Origin of the sequence: Brenneria sp. L3-3C-1, from assembly GCF_016456245.1 — a bacterium.
Lineage (GTDB): Bacteria > Pseudomonadota > Gammaproteobacteria > Enterobacterales > Enterobacteriaceae > Brenneria.
In genome coordinates, this window is sequence record NZ_JAEMHF010000010.1 from 51,131 (window position 1) to 67,775 (window position 16,645).

The following is a 16,645-nucleotide window of genomic DNA, read 5'->3' on the forward strand; positions in this document are numbered from 1 at the left end:
AATAGTAGAGACGCTCGCTTTCTTTAGATCGCCATGTGAAACATCAGCAGGCCCTGGTGACGATGAACCGAGAGCCGGATTCCTGGGCAGGATTTTCTAGTCCCTCACGGAGCGCTGAGAAGATCAGTAATCGCCTTGCTGTCTGCTCGCCGTCGATACTCTGCCTGTCGACAGGGATAACGACAGAGGTCAGTCGTCATCGTCCGCGACCCAGGGCCTCACCCCATAGATGGAGCCCGGGTCGTTCACCACGGCACGCCGGATGCTCCAGCGCAGTTGAATGTGTTCTTCCTCGCCCTTCCAGTTGCACCTCGGCAAAGATGTCTCACCGCAAAGGGCCTTGCGCCACTCTGCACTGCCTTCCTGCAGTCCGGCCTGCCGCAACGCGAGGGCCGCACCGCTCGGCGTCAGGGCCACGCCGGCATCGCAGCCGTCGATGAGCACCTTGTAGTAGCCATCCCCGCCGGACAGCGATGGAGCAGACGTAGCGTCCAACTCGATGCGGGCGACCCCGGATGCCACGCCGTGCTCGACCATCAACCGGCCAATCTCGAACAGAATGCCCGGCTCTTCGTCCTCGGGCCGCGATAACGCCCGGCCGTCGCATGTGCGCACAAACGCAAGCCCGTCATAGCGGACATGGGCATAGAGCGGCGTCAAATCCTGCACGTCGGTGGACGTGACATAGCCTTCGCCGTTGGCGATCCCTGCGGTCATCGAATGGTTGCCACCACCCACCAGACCGATGCCCAATGGCTGCAGCAGCGTCACCACATGGTTGGGATCTTCGTGCCATGCGCCCTGCCGCTTGCCATGGCCAATGGTGGCAAGTGCACGGACCAGGCGCGTGCGGTGCCAAGGCGTCGCCAGCACGGGGTCGACACCCAGCCGCAACCGATAGCCCCGGTCGGCCTTCTGAGGCGCCAAGTCGAAGACGGTCTGTCTCTGCGGTGTGAGAGACACGCCCCAGTCGAAGAACAACGTCTCGAATTTTTCGCAGCGGCGAGCCTCGTGAGGGCCGGCAAGCGCTGCGGAGGTCGTCGATCGTGCCTGTAGCGGGGCAGCCACGATCCGGATCAATGACGCCAGCCCCCCAGGGTCGGTGGCCGCAATTGCATGTGCCAGTTCAATGGCATGTTCAAAGCGTGCGACGCGTTCGTTGCTTGCCGCTTTTTTTCTACTGTGCCAGAAGGGAAGATTCATACACGCTCATATTGCCTGGCGATCATCGTCATTCGATTGCTCGCTCACTGGTAAAGGTGGCCTGGCTTCCGTCCAGGATTCTCCTGATGAATCGCTCAAGATTGTCCAATGATTCCACTTGCAATTCACCCTCGGCGAAATGCCCGGTGAAGCCTGCTGTGCCGAAGTGCTCGACATGCTGCGGCTTGATGCGAACGGTGAGATCTCGAGGGGAGAGTGTGATGCTGAGCAGAGCACCTGCCTGTCCATGTTCGGAGTGGTGGCCTTGCAGCTCGATGCTTTCGTCGACGGAGTTGTTCCCGCTGTCTACCGGGCGGGAAATGATGAAAAAACTCCTGGGCTGCACGGGGTCATCGCCCAACGCCACGATGAATATATCGTCTTCCACATAAGCGGCAACGGTCGATGCCGTGAAGGCGTGGCTTGCTTCTGGATAGCCAAGGAGTTCATCGGCCACGAGTAACGCTCGGCATACTTGGAGAGCCTCATTTTGCTATGTGAAGCTTGTCAGTGGGCGGCGTGCTGATCTGGAAACAAGCCGATGAAAATCTTCTCGTCCCAGCGGGACGGTAAGCATGCGGCGGCTTCGCTCGCCAGCGAGAGTTCCAGCTGGCCCTGGAGCAGGCGGATGGCCTGGAAGCTGGTGAGGCAATCCCCGGGGAAGTCCGGACTGGGCGCGGGACGGCTTCGCTCCAGCAGGGCGACGGGAATACCGCGGATCACCTCGACTCGCAACTGGCCGTCCGGCTTGCGGTGGAACCGACAGGGCCAATCCAGCTGGGTGACGAGCTGCTGGCCGTCCTGCGACCGGACCGCGCATTGGCCCGAGGTCTCGACCAGTGCCAGTGGCTGGCCTGCGAACTCCGCGGTTTCGGGCGGGCCTGCGGCATCGTGCTCTGCTGCCAGGACCGAGCTGGCCATGATGGCCGCCAGGAGCATGGCCCCAGCATGGGGGATGTTCTTCATCAGGTTCTGTCTTCGTTGGCGGTTTCCGAATCGCTCGTGCTTTCATTCGGACGCGCGTTCTCCGGGCTCTCGGCCTTGATGCGGCGATAGATTTCCTCCCGGTAGACACGCTTGCCTTCGGGGGCGTGAATGCCGAGACGTGCCTGCGATTTCTCGACCCTGAGCACATCCACTTTAATATCGTCTCCAATCATCAGGCTTTCGCCCAATTCGCGCGTCAAGATCAACAACGTGGAACCTCCCTCTCATGCGGTTTGCCGTTCAATGGCTGAGCGTTGCCCGCTGTCATGCGGGCTGCATTGATCAAAATACCAAGCATGGGCACTGCCATCCACCCGAACAGATGGACGACCTGTTCGGATGGGATCATGGTCGCTGCCTGGGTAATCCTAGTCCTGCGGCTGAGCCGGAATACGGTCTTGCAGTTCTGGGCGTGGGTAGGTCCGAAACTCGTCAGCCCATTTCGCCGGCGATGGAATTATCTGGAACGCCGGTAACTCGTCATAGATGAAGTCGAATCGAAAACTTCCAGCCGGGTCTAGGGTCAGCGTTCCGGTGTACCAGGCATGCCCGTTCTGATGCAGGGCCGCCATCTTGGCGCGTAGTTCTCGGAAGGCATCGCTGGCCTCGTCTTCGATAGTGAAATACACCTGCTTTCCGCTTTCGAGCAGGTAGTAGCCGGTCTCCTCGGCAAACATCGTGATGGCCAGGAGCGAGTACTTGGCTTGAACCCAGCCATCCTCCGGTAGTTCGTCAAATACCCCTTGAGCGAGCGTCAGTTGCAGCTGTTCTATTTCAGGTGTCATATCAGGAACCTCCTGGGCCGGCGTTCGATGCGTTATCTGAGTCTGGATGCGCTGGGCCCGGGCTGCGCAGGCTGGAGAGCCTGGCGACGGAGAGGTGCGAGGCAAACTGCCAGGCCTTGCGACTGAGGGCGTCGTAGCGGTCAGGCCGCCCTGGGTGCGCAGGATCTCGCGGTGCAGGTCGTCGCGCTCGATGTCACTGACGGTGCGCCTGTCATGGAAAGCTCAAGATGTCGGGTTGCTAAAGAACTGTGAAAGTGAACCGAGCCCCGCCATCCATCAGAGCGGTTGCTTAACTATTTGCCTTTCTACTGATTTATTCCAAGATATTCTTTAACGTCAAAGTCGCCCATCGGAGAGTAAGATGGGAGGGACTTTGCTTCTTCTTCGGTGATCTGTTCTTTGTTTCCAAGAATGTCAACTTTGGTTTGAATGGGGCCTGCGCCATAAGAGAATCTGATGGGCTCGTTGGTTGGAATTATGTAATCTTCTTGATTGGCGATTATTACCCAGTTGCCTTCTGTTCTTCGGTCGAAGAGGCTATATGAGTCAAGCACTATTGGGTCGCGTATTCTTTTTTTCGTGTCTAGTGTTATTGTTTCTGGATCGTTTGTGGAAGGGGTGAATATTTCTGCGAAGTGACCAAGTGAGTTTTTGGCCATGATTCTGCCAAAATAATACTCCCCGGGAGTGTTCTCAAAAAAAAATATGTCACCGGGTTTTATGTATCTCAATAGGGTTTTTTTCTTTTTTTTCCAATCGTATTTCTTTAGTTTCATGTGTCAGCATCCTCCAGAAGTGGGTTTAAGTGAGTTTGTTTTGGCTTGATAATTGGAATCAAAATTGGCTTGCCTGGAAGCTCTGCGCGTTGTGTTATTTTTGTCGTAGGAGTTGATTTTGTTTCCTCTGTTTTGCGGGGATATTTCCTCGCCGATGATGCCGGTTTTTGTCTGATAGTGATCTATGTATGCTTGCTCATAGCCGCGTGCTTGTCCGTAGGTGATGTTCTCATCTAATGGGCGCATGATGGAACTTCCGTTCATTCTTCCTGTGCCGACGTGTTCTGTCCGTCTTCTGGATAAATCATCAGTTATACCGACATAGTATGGTTTGTCTGCTCCTTTATCAAATAATCCATAGACGTTATATCCGGGAGCGCTCTCATGAATCCAACCCAATGGGTCCATCCAAATATTTGGGTTTGGAGCATATTGATAAAGATTCTGTGTTCCCTGCAACCCAATCGGATCCTGCGTCACAAACCGCCCAACACCCGGATCATAGTAGCGGAAGGTGTTGTAATGCAGCCCGGTCTCGTCGTCGAAATACTGCCCGTGGAAGCGCAGGTTCTGTTCGATGGCCTGAGTGTGGTAGGTCTCGACCTCGCCCCAGGCCTTGTAGCTGGCCTGCCAGACCAGGGCGCCGTCCTCGTCGGTGACGTCCAGCGGCGTGCCGATCTGGTCGGTGTGGAAGTAGTAGAGCCGGGCGTCGTCGCCTGAGCCGTCGATGCGCGCCAGCGGGGCGTAGCTGTCGGGCTCGTAGACGTAGAGCTTCTGTCCATCACCGCTGCGCTCTTCGAGCAGCCGCAGCCCCTGCCACAAAAAGTCTGTCCGCTTCGTCTTCCCATCCTGCTCGACCACTTTGGCGATGCGCCGCCCGAGGCTGTCGTAGTGGTAGCGGCCCTCGCTGACCAGGTTGCCGTCGCGGTAGGTGGCGGCGTGGATCAGGTGGTTCTCGGCGTCGTACGCGAAGCGCTGCTCCAGGTGCTGGCCGACGCGCTTGGTGACCAGGTTGCCCCAGGGGTCGTAGTCGTAGCGCTGGTCTTGCCAGGTGCGCAGGCGGTTGTCCTTGACGTGGCCGCCTAGGGTGTCGCCCTCGGGCTGGACGAGGTTGGCGGCGGGGTCGTAGGCGAAGTGCTCGCGCGCGGCCAGGTCCGGGGCGCTGCGCCCGAGAAGGCGGCCGGCGGCATCGTAGGCGTAGTGGGTGTCGCCGCGCAGCTTGTCGCGCAGGGCGACCAGCTCGCCACCGGCGTCGTAGCGGTAGCGGCGGTGGATGGGGTTGTCGCGGCGCTCGATGAGGTCGGTGACGACGATGTTCGGGTTGTGCAGGCTGGAGAGCTTGTCGGCGGGCAGGCTGGAGGCGAACTGCCAGGCCTTGCGACCGAGGGCGTCGTAGCCGGTGCGGCTGGTCAGGCGACCCTGGGTGCGCAGGATCTCGCGGTGTCGCGCTCGATGTCGCTGACCAAGCCGCCCTGCAGGCGGGTAAGGATGTTTAGTTGCTAGAAAGCTGTGGAGGTGAGCCTGATTCTGTTATCGCCCAGTTACTCGTTTACTTTCCGAGACGGCGGCGGCAATGGGATTCCGCTGAACAAAAAGCCTTTTGATTCATCCCAGTTAACGCCAGTTTCAAGATAAACCAATAGGCGTTTTCTTATTTTTTCGGGGTCTCCATACATTCCGCAGAGCTCATGCGAGTAAATAATATCAAGGTCGCTCTTGATTGATAGGATTGGCTTTATCACCTTCTCTGGAAGGGATGAGTATTTGTCTGTTAATTCTATTAGTTTGGCTCCTCCTTGAGGGCCTTGCCCGAAATTCGCACTAAGCATTCGCTTAATAATTGGCCTGGAATTTGGTGTTACTGCTTTTCTTTCAACCACTGATGAATAAAGAGGTTTTAGCCTATTCTCGGCCACAAAAAGGCAAAATAGAATTTTTTCATTGCTGAGATCAATATTTTCCCACGATTCATTTTCATGGAATATGTCGAAGAACTCCATTAGGTGATTCTTTCGCATTTGAGCTAAGCTGTATACATTTTCTGATAGTTTTAGGCTGAATATCCTGTCTTCAACCCATCTGATGGATTTCAACATCCAGTGGCTCCTGTGGTTACTGGCCTTCCTGTGGCTGCATTTTTCGATATGTGAGCGTCAGCTGCGCTGAGGTACGTTGCTCGGTTTTTATTTCCTATCCCAACGGGATTCTGTTTATTGGAGGTTCCAGCTAATCCACCTCGCTCTTCGAAGATCCTCTGCTCCAGCCCTCGGGCAATATTCTTGCCTTCTTGGCCATTGCCAATGAATACCGCTTGTGGAGCAACGTCAAACTGACTTGTATTAGGGTATCGATATTTTAATACATCATCAGCGGAGTGACCTAAGCCAGGTTTGCTTGCATATCCAATATAAGGTTTTCCGTCTTTGATGCCTTCATAAGTGATATGTGTTGCATTTGCTGGATTTCCAGCCCAACCCAGTGGATCAATCCACCCCAGTGCATTAGGGGCGTATTGGTACAGATTACTCCCACCCAACAACCCAATCGGATCCTGCGTCACGAACCGCCCCACACCCGGATCATAGTAGCGGAAGGTGTTGTAGTGCAGCCCGGTCTCGTCGTCGAAGTACTGGCCCTGGAAGCGCAGGTTCTGTTCGATGGCCTGCGTGTGGTACTGCTCCACTTCGCCCCAGGCCTTGTAGCTGGCCTGCCAGACCATCTGGCCGTCTTCGTCGGTGACGTCCAGCGGCGTGCCGATCTGGTCGGTGTGGAAGTAGTAGAGCCGGGCGTCGTCGCCTGAGCCGTCGATGCGCGCCAGCGGGGCGTAGCTGTCGGGCTCGTAGACGTAGAGCTTCTGTCCATCACCGCTGCGCTCTTCGAGCAGCCGCAGCCCCTGCCACAAAAAGTCTGTCCGCTTCGTCTTCCCATCCTGCTCGACCACTTTGGCGATGCGCCGCCCGAGGCTGTCGTAGTGGTAGCGGCCCTCGCTGACCAGGTTGCCGTCGCGGTAGGTGGCGGCGTGGATCAGGTGGTTCTCGGCGTCGTACGCGAAGCGCTGCTCCAGGTGCTGGCCGACGCGCTTGGTGACCAGGTTGCCCCAGGGGTCGTAGTCGTAGCGCTGGTCTTGCCAGGTGCGCAGGCGGTTGTCCTTGACGTGGCCGCCTAGGGTGTCGCCCTCGGGCTGGACGAGGTTGGCGGCGGGGTCGTAGGCGAAGTGCTCGCGCGCGGCCAGGTCCGGGGCGCTGCGCCCGAGAAGGCGGCCGGCGGCATCGTAGGCGTAGTGGGTGTCGCCGCGCAGCTTGTCGCGCAGGGCGACCAGCTCGCCACCGGCGTCGTAGCGGTAGCGGCGGTGGATGGGGTTGTCGCGGCGCTCGATGAGGTCGGTGACGACGATGTTCGGGTTGTGCAGGCTGGAGAGCTTGTCGGCGGGCAGGCTGGAGGCGAACTGCCAGGCCTTGCGACCGAGGGCGTCGTAGCCGGTGCGGCTGGTCAGGCGACCCTGGGTGCGCAGGATCTCGCGGTGCAGGTCGTCGCGCTCGATGTCGCTGACGGTGCGGCCATCAAGGTTGATCTGGTGCAGGTGGCCGCTGCCGTAGTAGAGGTGGTTGAGCGCGCGGCCATCGGGCAGGCCCAGGGTGGCGAGGTTGCCCAGGGCATCGTACTGGTAGGCTAGCTCGCCCAGGGCGCCGGTCTCGCCGGTAAGGCGGCCGTTGCGGTCGTAGGCGAAGGCCAGGCGGTCGGGCTGCAGGCCCAGGCGCTTGCCCTGCTCGCCGGGCAGGCGCTCGATGGCGAGCAGGCGATCGCCATCGTCATACCGGTAGTCGTAGCGGGCGTCGTCGTTGATGCGCGCGAGCAGCCGGCCGATGGGGTCGCGCTCGAAGGTGGTGCGGCGTACCGGGCGCTCGCCCTGCGTGCCGTAGCCGATTTCCTCGACGCCGACCAGGTGCCCAGCCACGTTATAGGCAAAGCGGCGGGTGAGGTGGTCGATGCGCTGTTCTTCGAGCAGGCGGTCGCTGGCGTCGTAGGCGAAGCGGTAGGCGGCGTGGTTCTCGTTGATCAGGGAGGCCAGACGCAGGGCACGGTCGTACTCGTAGCGCACCAGGCGGCCCTGGGCGTCGCGGCGGATCTGCGGCAGGCCGCGGGCGGTGCGGATCAGGCGCACGTTATGGCCGTTGCCGTCGGTGTGTTCGAGCAGTTGGCCGTGGGCGTTGTAGGCGAAGGTTTCGCGGGTGCCGTCGGCATGCTCGACGGCCAGCACCTCGCCGGCCGGCTTGCGGGTCAGGCGGGTGGTCTGGCCGAGGGCATCGGTGATGGCGACGAGGTGGTGGCGCTCGTCGTAGGTGTAGCGGGTTTGCTTGCCGGAGCAGTCCTGGTAGGCCTCGACCTGGGCCACGGGGCTCCACCAGAGGTACTTGGGCCGCTGATGAGCGTCGATGATCGTGTGGGGCAGGCCGTCGGGGCCGTTGAGGTATTCGGTGGTGTGGCCTTCGGCGTCGGTCTCGGCCAGCAGGTTGCCCTGGTCGTCGTAGCGGGCCTGCCAGGTGCTGCCGTCGGGATAGACGACTTCGGTGACCAGCGGGGTGTCGTAGTGGTGCTGGTAGCGGGTGGTGCGGCCGAGCGGGTCGGTCTCGGCGACCAGGCGCGAGTGCTTGTCGTATTCCAGGGCGATGCGGCCGCCACCGGGCAGTTCCAGGCCGGTCATGTTGCCGGCGGCGTCGAGCTCGATGCGGTAGTGCTCGCCACCGAAGTCGCGGCTGGCGACGACGCGGCGGTCGTCGTTGTAGTGAATCTCGGCCTCGCGCCCGAGGGCCTCGGTGATGCGGGTGGTGCGTGCGGCGGTATCGTAGTGGAAGCGGAAGTGCTCGCCGTCGCTGGTGGTGTGCTCGGCCACGCGCGGGCGTCCGTCGATGTGTGCCCAGCGGTAGACGCAGATCAGGCCGAGGGCGTTCTCGTGGCGCACCATGAGGCCGTCTTCGTAGGCGAAGCGGCGGATGCTGTCGCCGTTGCGGTTGATGACTTCGCTGAGCTGGCCGTCCGGGGTGTACTGGTAGCTCACCAGGGTCTCGGCGGCCTGGTCGCCGGCCACGCGCACCACGCGGGCGAGGCGTTGCCCGGCGTCGTCGTAGTGCAGGTGCAGGCGGATGCCGCCGCTGGCGGTGAGGTCGCGCAGGCGGCCGGTGGCGTCGCGGGCCAGGTTGAGGAAGTGGCCCAGGGCGTTCTCGATGCGCAGCAGCGGCGCGGCACTGCCGTCGTCGGGCAGGTCGCCGAAGTAGAAGAAGGTGTTGTCCAGGGTCTGCAGCAGGTAGTGGCCGCCCTGGCTGCGCACGAGGTAGAGCTGTTCGCTGGCGGCGAAGATGCGTTCGCCAGGCGTGAGGTCGACGAATGGCACGTCGCGGCCCTGGTTGTCGCGCAGGTAGATGAGCTCGCCTTCGCGGCGCAGGGTCTGTTCCCAGGGCAGTATCCAGCCGCGGCCGAGGATGCTGGGCGCATGGAGGTCGCTGGCGTAGAAGCGGGTCCAGGCGATGGGCATCAGGCCGGGCAAGGCGAAGTCGGTCTCGTCGGTGAGCAGCTTGCGGCCGGTGGTGGCGTCGACCGGGTTGCCGAACAGGCCGCCCACGGCGCGCTCGATGGCGGGACCAGCGACGTAGCGGGCGGCCACTTCGCCGGCGACGAAGCCAGCGGTGAACTTGAGGGCGCAGGGCGCGGCGGCCTTCAGCCCGGACTGGGCGCCCATCCTGATGAGGTTGGCGATGCCGCTGGCCACGCCGGCGATGGCCATGAGGATGTCCACGGTGGTGCGCAGCCAGCCGGGAACTTCGTCGTCCACCGGCAGGTAGCGTTCCTGGCCGCCGCCGATGGTGACGTTGGGCGAGCCGGCATCGATGACCGCGCCGCAGGTGAGTTTGTCGCCCTTGCGGGCGGCGGGTTTGCTGTTGATGAAGACGTTGCTGGAGCCTTCGGCGACCTTGACCGGGCCGGAATGCTTGTCGCAGGCGCCCAGGCTGCCTTCGACGAAAGCGGCGGCGCGGTGGTTGACGAAGACGTCGGGCGAGCCGGTGCTGATGGCCCCGGCGGGGGAGCTGAACGATCGGCCGATGGCTTCGCCGGCGGCGGTGAGCAGGCTACCTCCCAAGCCTGCCGCGAGTCCTGCCAGAAGGGCGACACCGAAGCCGCAGGTAAAGGTGGCGAAGGCGACGGCGGCCACCAGAGCGATGCCCGCGACCGCGCCGATCAGGAAGCCAGCCAGGGCGCTGGTATGGGCGATCTCGTCGCCCAGGCGTGCCGCTTCGTACATGGCGACTTACTCCGTGTCGGTGGCGTCGGCGGTTGTCTCGTCGGGCGCCAGACGCGGCTGGAAGCTGGCCAGCAGGGCCTGCCAGTCCTGATCCTGGCGTTTGCTGAAGTCGCTCTGGCTGGTGGTGGAGAACACCAGGATGCGTCCGGGGGTGACCTCGAAGGCGGCCTGGCGCTGGTAGATCGGGCGGCCGTCGTTGAGGTAGTAGGCGTCGACCTGGAAGCCCTGCAGGGGCTGGCCGGTCGAAAGCGTGGCCGGCTTGCGGCCGAGCGGGGTGTAGCCGCGCAGCTTGGCAGCGATCAACTTGACTTGGCGGTCGACGTAGGCCGTCAGTGTTTCGCCTGGCAGGGTGTCGTCGCGGGAGAGTGTGATGCTCAGCGGCGCGGGAATGCTGCTGCCGAGCACGAACATGTTGACGGTGCGATCCTGAAAGCCGTCGGCCAGGCTGATGGTTCCTTCCTGCAGTTGGTATTCCATAGGGCGAGTGCCTTCTTCATGTTTTTCAGGTTGTGGGGGCCGGGATTGCGGCCACTGTGTCGAGGATGGCGTCGAAGTCGATCAGCCAGTCACCGAATGCGGCATGCGTGGGGTCGAACTGGGTGGCGATGTCCAGCCACTGGCGGCCCTGGCCGTCGGTGGGGACGATGGCACCGACGAGGCGGCCGTGCCGGGGCCGGGTGCCGATGAACTGGTAGTCGATGGCGTGCGCGGGGTGGCCGGCCAGCAGGCGGTCGCTCTGGCGGATGACGGCCAGGCCGGGATGCTTTTTCTGCAGGTTCTCCAGCGCAGAGGCAGCGGCATGTTCCAGGGTGAGGTGGTTCGGAACGGGCTGGCGCTTGATGCGCAGCGTCGCGATGCCGCCATCGCGCTCGATGAGGGTTTCACTGGCGCGTGTGCGCTCGCCAGGCAATGCGAAGGTCAGGCCGGCGAACTGGATGCTGCTCTGGCATTCAGCCAGGAGGAGCGGTTCGGGCTGTGCTGGCGGCACCTCTGGCGCGGGGGCCTGCTCGGCCTGCTGCACCTCGTCCAGGGCGGCCTGGCGGCGCTGATGAAGGCGATCGTAGATGCTCATGGCTATTCGTTGATCTGAACCTGGCCGCCTTTGATGAAGGTGGTGCCGGTACTCTGGGTCTGGATGGCCTCGGCCTGGATCGTGATGCCCTCGGGAGTGAGGGTGATGCTGCTGCTGCCGACCTGCAGGGTGATGTGGGTCTTGGCGGCGATCTGGATGTGCTGCTCGTCGGCAACGATGGTCAGCGCACCTTCCTGCACGTTGAGCAGGGTGTCGCCCTTGATGGCGTGGGCCTGCGTGCCGCCGACGGTGACGGTGCGGCTGGCGCCGACGCTATGGGTCTCGTCCTGCTCGATCTCGGTATCCATGAAGCGCTCGGCATGGATGAGGATCTGCTCGTTGCCCTGCTTGTCGTCGAAACGCAGGAAGTTGGCGTTGGCCGCGCCGCTCTTGGTGGATCGGGTGAGGAAGCCGCTCTGGGTCTTGTTCTCGGGCAACGACCAGGGCGGTGGGTTCTGGCTGTTGTAGAGGCTGCCGGTGATCAGTGGCCGGTCGGGGTTGCCTTCGAGGAAGGAGACGACGACCTCGTCGCCCACGCGGGGGATCTGCACGGCGCCGAAGCCGCCGCTGGCCCAGGCCTGGGCGACGCGCACCCAGCACGAGCTCTTGTCATCGCGCCCGCCGTAGCGGTCCCAGTGGAACTGCAGCTTCACCCGGCCGAGGCTGTCGGTGAAGATTTCCTCGCCGGGCGGGCCGACGACGATGGCGGTTTGCGGGCCGGAAATGACGGGGCGCTGTGCGCTGAGCTGGGGGCGGAAGGGAATTTTGCGGCGCACGCAGGTGAAGCTGTTGGCGTAGTAGGGTTCGCTGCCGCTGAGGTGGTTGTTGCCAGCGGTGTGGTGCACGCTGAGCAGCAGGAACTGGCGGTCTTCGGGGCTGCCTTGGTCGTGGTCGTAGTGCTGCAGCAGCTCGAAGGTGTGGCCGGGGCTCATGTTGCGGCAGTTGCTGTCGCCCTGGAAGGTCTTGGCGAGGACTTCCAGCGCTTCGAGGCGGTTGCGCACCAGCACTTCCCCGTCATCGACGCTGCCATGGGTGTACTGGCCTGGGAAGTCGAAGATTTCCAGCGGCATGACATCGCCTTGCTGGTTGACGCTGTCGAGGCTGACGGGCAGCAGGTTGCCCGGCTGCTTGTAATCGAAGGTCTGCACCGCCACGCGGCCGGATTGCAGCTGCCGGCTGCCGTTCCAGCTGGTGATGGTGTCGGCGGTTTCGGTGACCGAGGCGCTGTGGTAGCGGATCTGCGGCTGCAGCGGCAGGGGCTGGAGCACGGTGGAGTCGTCGACCACCACCAGGGTGTGTTGCTCGGGCGTGTGTTCGAAGTAGTAGAACAGGCCCTCGTTCTCCAGCAGCCGCTGGACGAAGTTGAGGTCGCTCTCGCGGTACTGGGTGATGTAGCTGTGCGGCTTGAGTGTCTTGCTCAGGCGAAACTCGAACTTGGGCAGGGCACCGTAGGTGGCGAAGACCTGGGTGACCACCTGTTCGACCGTCTGGTCCTGGAACAGGCGCGAATCGTAGCGGCGGCTGAGCATCCACAGCCAGGGGCTGAGGGTGGCCGAGTAGCGGGCCAGGCCGCCGTCGCTGCCGTTGCTGGAAAAGCGTGTGATATAGCCGTGGATCGGCCGCGTGCCGCCTTCGGCCAGTTCGAGCTCGAGCAGCACGGGCTGGCCGATCAGGCTCTTGAGTTCGATGCCGGCATCCTGGCTGATGAGCGCGAGGTTGAAGTTGAACAGCTGCGACAGGGCTTCGGTGCCCGTGACCTGGTCGGGCAGCAGTTCCTGGGAGCCTTGCAGCGGGGTGGTCAGTTTCACCAGGCGCCGGTTCTGTGGAGCGAACAGGGCGGCGAGATCCATCAGCATGCATATCTCCTGTAATACCGGGCCGCCCCGAAAGCCGGGCGGCGGAGTCCGTTCTGGTGGCCGTTTAGCGCCATGGCCATGGCAACGCCCGCCGGCTAGATGCCGGCAGGCAGATGTGCTCGGTGATTCATCCCGGCGAAGCTGGTGTTGCCGGTTTCCAATGCGGTATGCGCATGACGGAATGAATATTTACCTGAATTACGGAAAGTGCGGTGTGGATTGCTTCTCAATAATTCTTGTCCGTTCCAGCATTCCGTCAGTAGCGGTATTTGCTTGCTTGGGTGCAAAGGAAAAACTGGCTGGGCTCCGTTGTCAAGCATTTGATGTCGCTGCGGCATGGTGGCTTTTTGATTCCAATATGGTCGTCCGCAGATACTCCGCAGCCCGGGTTTCGGGTGCCCGCGCAGGACGGCGACATGCCGATATTGGCGGCGGCGCAAGCCGCAGTCAGGGTTGCGAACGCCTGCGGGCTTTGAGCCAGGGCAGCGCGCACGCGGCAGTCACGCCGGACAAAAGGCCCACCATGAACATGGCGGCCTGATCGTTCCAGGGGGCGGGGAGCATCAGGCCACCGGCGCAGCCCGCCACGAATGCGATGGCCGCGGCGCGCAGCGGTTTCCAGCGCGGCCTCGCCTGCCCCTGGAGGATGAGTTCGATGAGGCTCAAGTCCCCGGCCCCGGCGGCATCGGTTTCACGGGCGAGCCATGCGCGCAGAGGGGCGATATCGATGGGCCTGGTCGCATCATGCTGGTGCGGGCGTTCCTGTAGCGCCTGGATGAACGCACTGCCGGGCAGCAGGCTGTCGGGCCAGCGCTGCAGCTTCACGCCCAGGAGGCCAAGCAAGGGTGTGGTGAGGTGGGGCATCAACACGCGGCTGGCCTGGCGCCCATCGAGCACGCACCAGCATTCGTCGCGGCCTGCCACGCCGAGTGTGTAGAGCGCCAGCCGTTCCGCGTCCGGGTAGGCGATTTTCGTGACCCTGGCCGGCATGTCCTGTTCGCCATGATCGCGAAGGAACTGCACGCGATTCTTGCCCTCGCAGGCGACGTACAGGTCGAAGGGCTGGATCTGAAAGACCCAGGCCTGATCGGTATCCCCGTCGGCCGAGCGGGCATCGTCGAGCAGGTAGGCGGCCAGTTCGTCGGCAGAGCGGCGCCGGGGATCGGGCGAGCGCCATTTCCAGGATTCGCCGATCAGGCAATCGAGCGGAATGCGCGCGCGTCGTCGGCCGAGTGTGTTGCCTGTGTCGAGATGCGGCAGGAGCGCGTGCATGAACGACGGCGCGCAGAAGGCCGAGTAGGCGGCGTTGGCGATCTCCAACGGCAGCAGGGGACGGAGCCCTGGCTCTCGCAGCGCCCGATCCATCTCTGCCTTGGCGGCGATGACAAGGCGGACGGCCTTGTGCATCTGGTCGGGATCGATGCGAAGGCTGTCGCAGTGCGCTGATCCGTGGCACTGCCCGGTCCGGACGGCTCCACTATTTGCCAATGCTGGCTCCGGGCTTTCGCACAAGCCTGCTCAACGCGTTGTCGAGCGAGATGAACAGGGCCGCCGTAAGCATGCGCAGTGTGGGGAAGACGATGAAAAATATCCCAAAGAACACGACCAGGAGAAATATCAGTGCGTTGCTGGCCTTGAGTATCGAGTGAGGGGCGGTGTGTGGAGGGTAGATCGCCATCGGAGTGCCGTGCTCTTGAATTATTTGAATATATATTCCTGGCCATGGTATCGAGAGCGGATGGAGCCATCCAGCATGGCCGCGCTACTGGAGTCGACAACTCGTCGAAGTGCTTGCCCCCCTACCCTAGGCTTACTGCTGGCCGAAGGCTGATTGCAACTTCGTATAGAAATAACGGAACAAACGGGGGGCCCAAGCGCGGTTGCGCCACGCCTGGATTTCTTCGAGGTTGCCAAAGGTGTAGCGAATTCCTAGGCGGTGCTCTTCAGATTTGATCTGCTGCAGATCGGCAATGGTGTTTCGCGCGTAGAACATCACGACGAGTGAGGCGGCGGCAAGGAACAGGATCAGAAAAGCGGCGTACAAGGTACTGCCTTGCAAGAATGGGAATAGCACCGCTGAAATGGCTACTGCCGCGCCGATAGCGAGCGGGCTTGCCCTTTGAGGGTTCTGGATAGGGTATATCCGATTGTTTTTGATCTCGTAACTCGATGGCGCGGGAATCTTGTATTTCGCATAAAAATAATAAGCGCCCATGAGTATGGGTAACGATAGACCAAGAGTGATGCTGCTGGATAGGCTCATCCCAAGCATTGAATTCGCTATGTAGGTGGTGGCGCCAAAGAATATGGATGAGATAAAAAATATCAAAATAAATAGGATGCCATCGTAGAATCTGGTAAAGCTTTCATTGATATAGGTGTACTTGGCTCTCAGCCAGAATGCCAGCCCGAATAGCGCGAGCATGGGAATGCTCAGGCTCGGGAGCAGGTTGCTTACAGTAAAGCAGAGCACCCCTATCAAAATAAGAAAGAGCCTGGTGATTATAATCAGGCTGTAGAGGTCTGCAGTCCTCATCTGGTCAGTTCCATGTATTTGTCTCCTACCCAATCATTGAATCCTGATTTATTTAGGACAAATTGGACAACTAACCCTGCCCCTAATGCCAATGCAAAAGCAGCAATGACCGGGGCGCCTGCCACAGCTGCAACACCAGCAACGACGACTCCTGTAGCGAATACCGCCGCGTTGGTTGCCTGGCTATAGGCTGAGCGCTCTGCAAACTCGCGCATGTCTGCCGAGTTTTGGGCATCGATGGCCGCTTGAGGCCCCATGGAGAGCGCTGCACCTACCCAGTTGCTTCCCAGTACGCGGCCGAGGCCTCGTGTTGCGTACGTTGCGGTATTTGGAGTGACACGCGTATTCAAGGCTTGGTTGGCTCCATGAACCGGAACATGCACATGTCCACCGCCAGCGGTAAGCCCTCTGAGGGCGTAGTAGGGAGCCAGTGTCGAAGCGGGAATCTTGAACACCAGGTTGCCGTTGACGTACACCAGTTTAATCCGTCGCCGGAACGTCTTGCTTGCGGAGCGGGCGCCGGCTCTCCCTCGGGTCGTGGCCCAGTTGCGCAACTCCCGCTTCAGGCTGTTCGGAATGTTCAGCAGGTCGATGACACGCCTGGCCTGCGAAGTGGCATGGGCAATGCCCGTCAAGCTGCCGACGACGGCTGGCAGGTTGGCGGGGGAAAAGACCAAGGGGCCGATCACGGGAATCGCCTCGCCTCGTTTTCGCAGCTCGTTCAGCTCCTCGGCGGTCGCTTTGCCGGTCCGTTGCAGCTCTGCGTAGAGGGACAGGAGCAGGCCCAGGTCTTCCAGGGTTTCATCGGGCGTGCTTTCGTCGTCAGGCTGGGCCAGGGCCGTCGCAAGGAACATCGCTCCGCTGAGCTCGTCGGTCGCGTAGTCGCCGCCCACGTCGATTTGTGGAATGGCGCGGTTGGCGATGACTTCGGGGTAAGGCAGCGTGCCCTGGCCAAGTAAACCCTGCTGGGCGGGGGCATCGTTGCGAGTGCATTGGTAGAAGAGATCGCTCATGACGGTGTGCGTCCTGCTGAAGTTGATCCATATTACCCAGAAGGAGAAACCGGAGGGGTGTGGTTGTCAAGCCCTGGCAATTCTGATTCTTGCTGTTATGTGCTGTATGTCTCGGGCAATGC

General features: G+C 61.5%; 16 protein-coding genes and 1 pseudogene. All 17 read right to left on the reverse strand.

The genetic code is table 11. The features are described 5' to 3' along the window. Positions 1-189: 189 nt before the first annotated feature. The 17 genes and pseudogenes from JG725_RS16775 to JG725_RS16855 all read right to left on the reverse strand — a co-directional run bounded on the left by JG725_RS16775 (position 190) and on the right by JG725_RS16855 (position 16,523). Positions 190-1,203, reverse strand: a complete 1,014-nt coding sequence (locus tag JG725_RS16775) for a DUF6710 family protein (RefSeq protein WP_199378910.1) — start codon at positions 1,201-1,203, stop codon at positions 190-192. A 28-nt stretch (positions 1,204-1,231) separates the two neighbouring features. Further along, positions 1,232-1,660, reverse strand: a complete 429-nt coding sequence (locus JG725_RS16780; RefSeq protein WP_199378911.1) for a hypothetical protein — start codon at positions 1,658-1,660, stop codon at positions 1,232-1,234. Between the two features lie 50 nt (positions 1,661-1,710). Beyond that, entirely contained in the window at positions 1,711-2,169 is a 459-nt protein-coding gene (locus JG725_RS16785; RefSeq protein ID WP_199378912.1) for a hypothetical protein, read from the reverse strand. Further along, on the reverse strand, positions 2,169-2,399 hold the full coding sequence (gene csrA / locus JG725_RS16790) for a carbon storage regulator CsrA (protein WP_199378913.1): 231 nt from the start codon (positions 2,397-2,399) through the stop codon (positions 2,169-2,171). Before csrA ends, JG725_RS16785 begins: the two co-directional genes overlap by 1 nt. Before the next feature lie 159 nt (positions 2,400-2,558). Continuing rightward, positions 2,559-2,975, reverse strand: coding sequence for an immunity protein YezG family protein (locus JG725_RS16795; protein ID WP_199378914.1), 417 nt, complete (start codon positions 2,973-2,975; stop codon positions 2,559-2,561). 305 nt (positions 2,976-3,280) lie between these two features. Next, entirely contained in the window at positions 3,281-3,751 is a 471-nt protein-coding gene (locus tag JG725_RS16800; protein ID WP_199378915.1) for an Imm26 family immunity protein, read from the reverse strand. Positions 3,752-3,754: 3 nt separating this feature from the next. Then, positions 3,755-4,612, reverse strand: coding sequence for an RHS repeat-associated core domain-containing protein (locus JG725_RS16805; RefSeq protein ID WP_199378916.1), 858 nt, complete (start codon positions 4,610-4,612; stop codon positions 3,755-3,757). Positions 4,613-4,954: 342 nt separating this feature from the next. Continuing rightward, positions 4,955-5,185, reverse strand: a pseudogene (locus JG725_RS20910) (hypothetical protein); the annotation flags it as partial. A gap of 107 nt (positions 5,186-5,292) precedes the next feature. Then, positions 5,293-5,847, reverse strand: a complete 555-nt coding sequence (locus JG725_RS16815; RefSeq protein WP_199378917.1) for a hypothetical protein — start codon at positions 5,845-5,847, stop codon at positions 5,293-5,295. Then, positions 5,841-10,046: an RHS repeat-associated core domain-containing protein gene (locus JG725_RS16820; RefSeq protein WP_199378918.1), complete on the reverse strand. Its 4,206-nt coding sequence runs from the start codon at positions 10,044-10,046 to the stop codon at positions 5,841-5,843. The genes JG725_RS16815 and JG725_RS16820 overlap by 7 nt, the downstream gene beginning before the upstream one ends. 6 nt (positions 10,047-10,052) lie before the next feature. Beyond that, on the reverse strand, positions 10,053-10,523 hold the full coding sequence (locus JG725_RS16825; protein WP_199378919.1) for a DcrB-related protein: 471 nt from the start codon (positions 10,521-10,523) through the stop codon (positions 10,053-10,055). Positions 10,524-10,548: 25 nt separating this feature from the next. Then, entirely contained in the window at positions 10,549-11,118 is a 570-nt protein-coding gene (locus JG725_RS16830; protein ID WP_199378920.1) for a hypothetical protein, read from the reverse strand. A gap of 2 nt (positions 11,119-11,120) precedes the next feature. Then, a complete protein-coding gene (locus JG725_RS16835; protein WP_199378922.1) occupies positions 11,121-12,974 on the reverse strand; it encodes a type VI secretion system Vgr family protein in 1,854 nt (617 codons plus the stop codon). A gap of 95 nt (positions 12,975-13,069) precedes the next feature. Then, positions 13,070-13,294, reverse strand: coding sequence for a hypothetical protein (locus JG725_RS16840; RefSeq protein WP_199378923.1), 225 nt, complete (start codon positions 13,292-13,294; stop codon positions 13,070-13,072). A 127-nt stretch (positions 13,295-13,421) separates the two neighbouring features. After that, the gene (locus JG725_RS16845) at positions 13,422-14,381 is read right to left on the reverse strand and encodes a hypothetical protein (RefSeq protein ID WP_199378924.1); all 960 of its coding nucleotides are present in this window, start codon (positions 14,379-14,381) and stop codon (positions 13,422-13,424) included. Between the two features lie 403 nt (positions 14,382-14,784). Further along, complete coding sequence (locus tag JG725_RS16850; protein WP_199378925.1) at positions 14,785-15,510, reverse strand: hypothetical protein; 726 nt, start codon at positions 15,508-15,510, stop codon at positions 14,785-14,787. Next, on the reverse strand, positions 15,507-16,523 hold the full coding sequence (locus JG725_RS16855; protein WP_199378926.1) for a hypothetical protein: 1,017 nt from the start codon (positions 16,521-16,523) through the stop codon (positions 15,507-15,509). The genes JG725_RS16850 and JG725_RS16855 overlap by 4 nt, the downstream gene beginning before the upstream one ends. Positions 16,524-16,645: the final 122 nt, after the last annotated feature.

Coding starts and splice junctions, on each gene's coding strand:
- JG725_RS16855 (WP_199378926.1), bottom strand. CDS start 16,523: ATGAGCGATCTCTTCTACCAATGCACTCGCAACGATGCCCCCGCCCAG.
- JG725_RS16835 (WP_199378922.1), bottom strand. CDS start 12,974: ATGCTGATGGATCTCGCCGCCCTGTTCGCTCCACAGAACCGGCGCCTG.
- JG725_RS16815 (WP_199378917.1), bottom strand. CDS start 5,847: ATGTTGAAATCCATCAGATGGGTTGAAGACAGGATATTCAGCCTAAAA.
- JG725_RS16785 (WP_199378912.1), bottom strand. CDS start 2,169: ATGAAGAACATCCCCCATGCTGGGGCCATGCTCCTGGCGGCCATCATG.
- JG725_RS16850 (WP_199378925.1), bottom strand. CDS start 15,510: ATGAGGACTGCAGACCTCTACAGCCTGATTATAATCACCAGGCTCTTT.
- JG725_RS16840 (WP_199378923.1), bottom strand. CDS start 13,294: ATGCTTGACAACGGAGCCCAGCCAGTTTTTCCTTTGCACCCAAGCAAG.
- JG725_RS16775 (WP_199378910.1), bottom strand. CDS start 1,203: ATGAATCTTCCCTTCTGGCACAGTAGAAAAAAAGCGGCAAGCAACGAA.
- JG725_RS16800 (WP_199378915.1), bottom strand. CDS start 3,751: ATGAAACTAAAGAAATACGATTGGAAAAAAAAGAAAAAAACCCTATTG.
- JG725_RS16830 (WP_199378920.1), bottom strand. CDS start 11,118: ATGAGCATCTACGATCGCCTTCATCAGCGCCGCCAGGCCGCCCTGGAC.
- JG725_RS16820 (WP_199378918.1), bottom strand. CDS start 10,046: ATGTACGAAGCGGCACGCCTGGGCGACGAGATCGCCCATACCAGCGCC.
- JG725_RS16795 (WP_199378914.1), bottom strand. CDS start 2,975: ATGACACCTGAAATAGAACAGCTGCAACTGACGCTCGCTCAAGGGGTA.
- JG725_RS16845 (WP_199378924.1), bottom strand. CDS start 14,381: ATGCACAAGGCCGTCCGCCTTGTCATCGCCGCCAAGGCAGAGATGGAT.
- JG725_RS16825 (WP_199378919.1), bottom strand. CDS start 10,523: ATGGAATACCAACTGCAGGAAGGAACCATCAGCCTGGCCGACGGCTTT.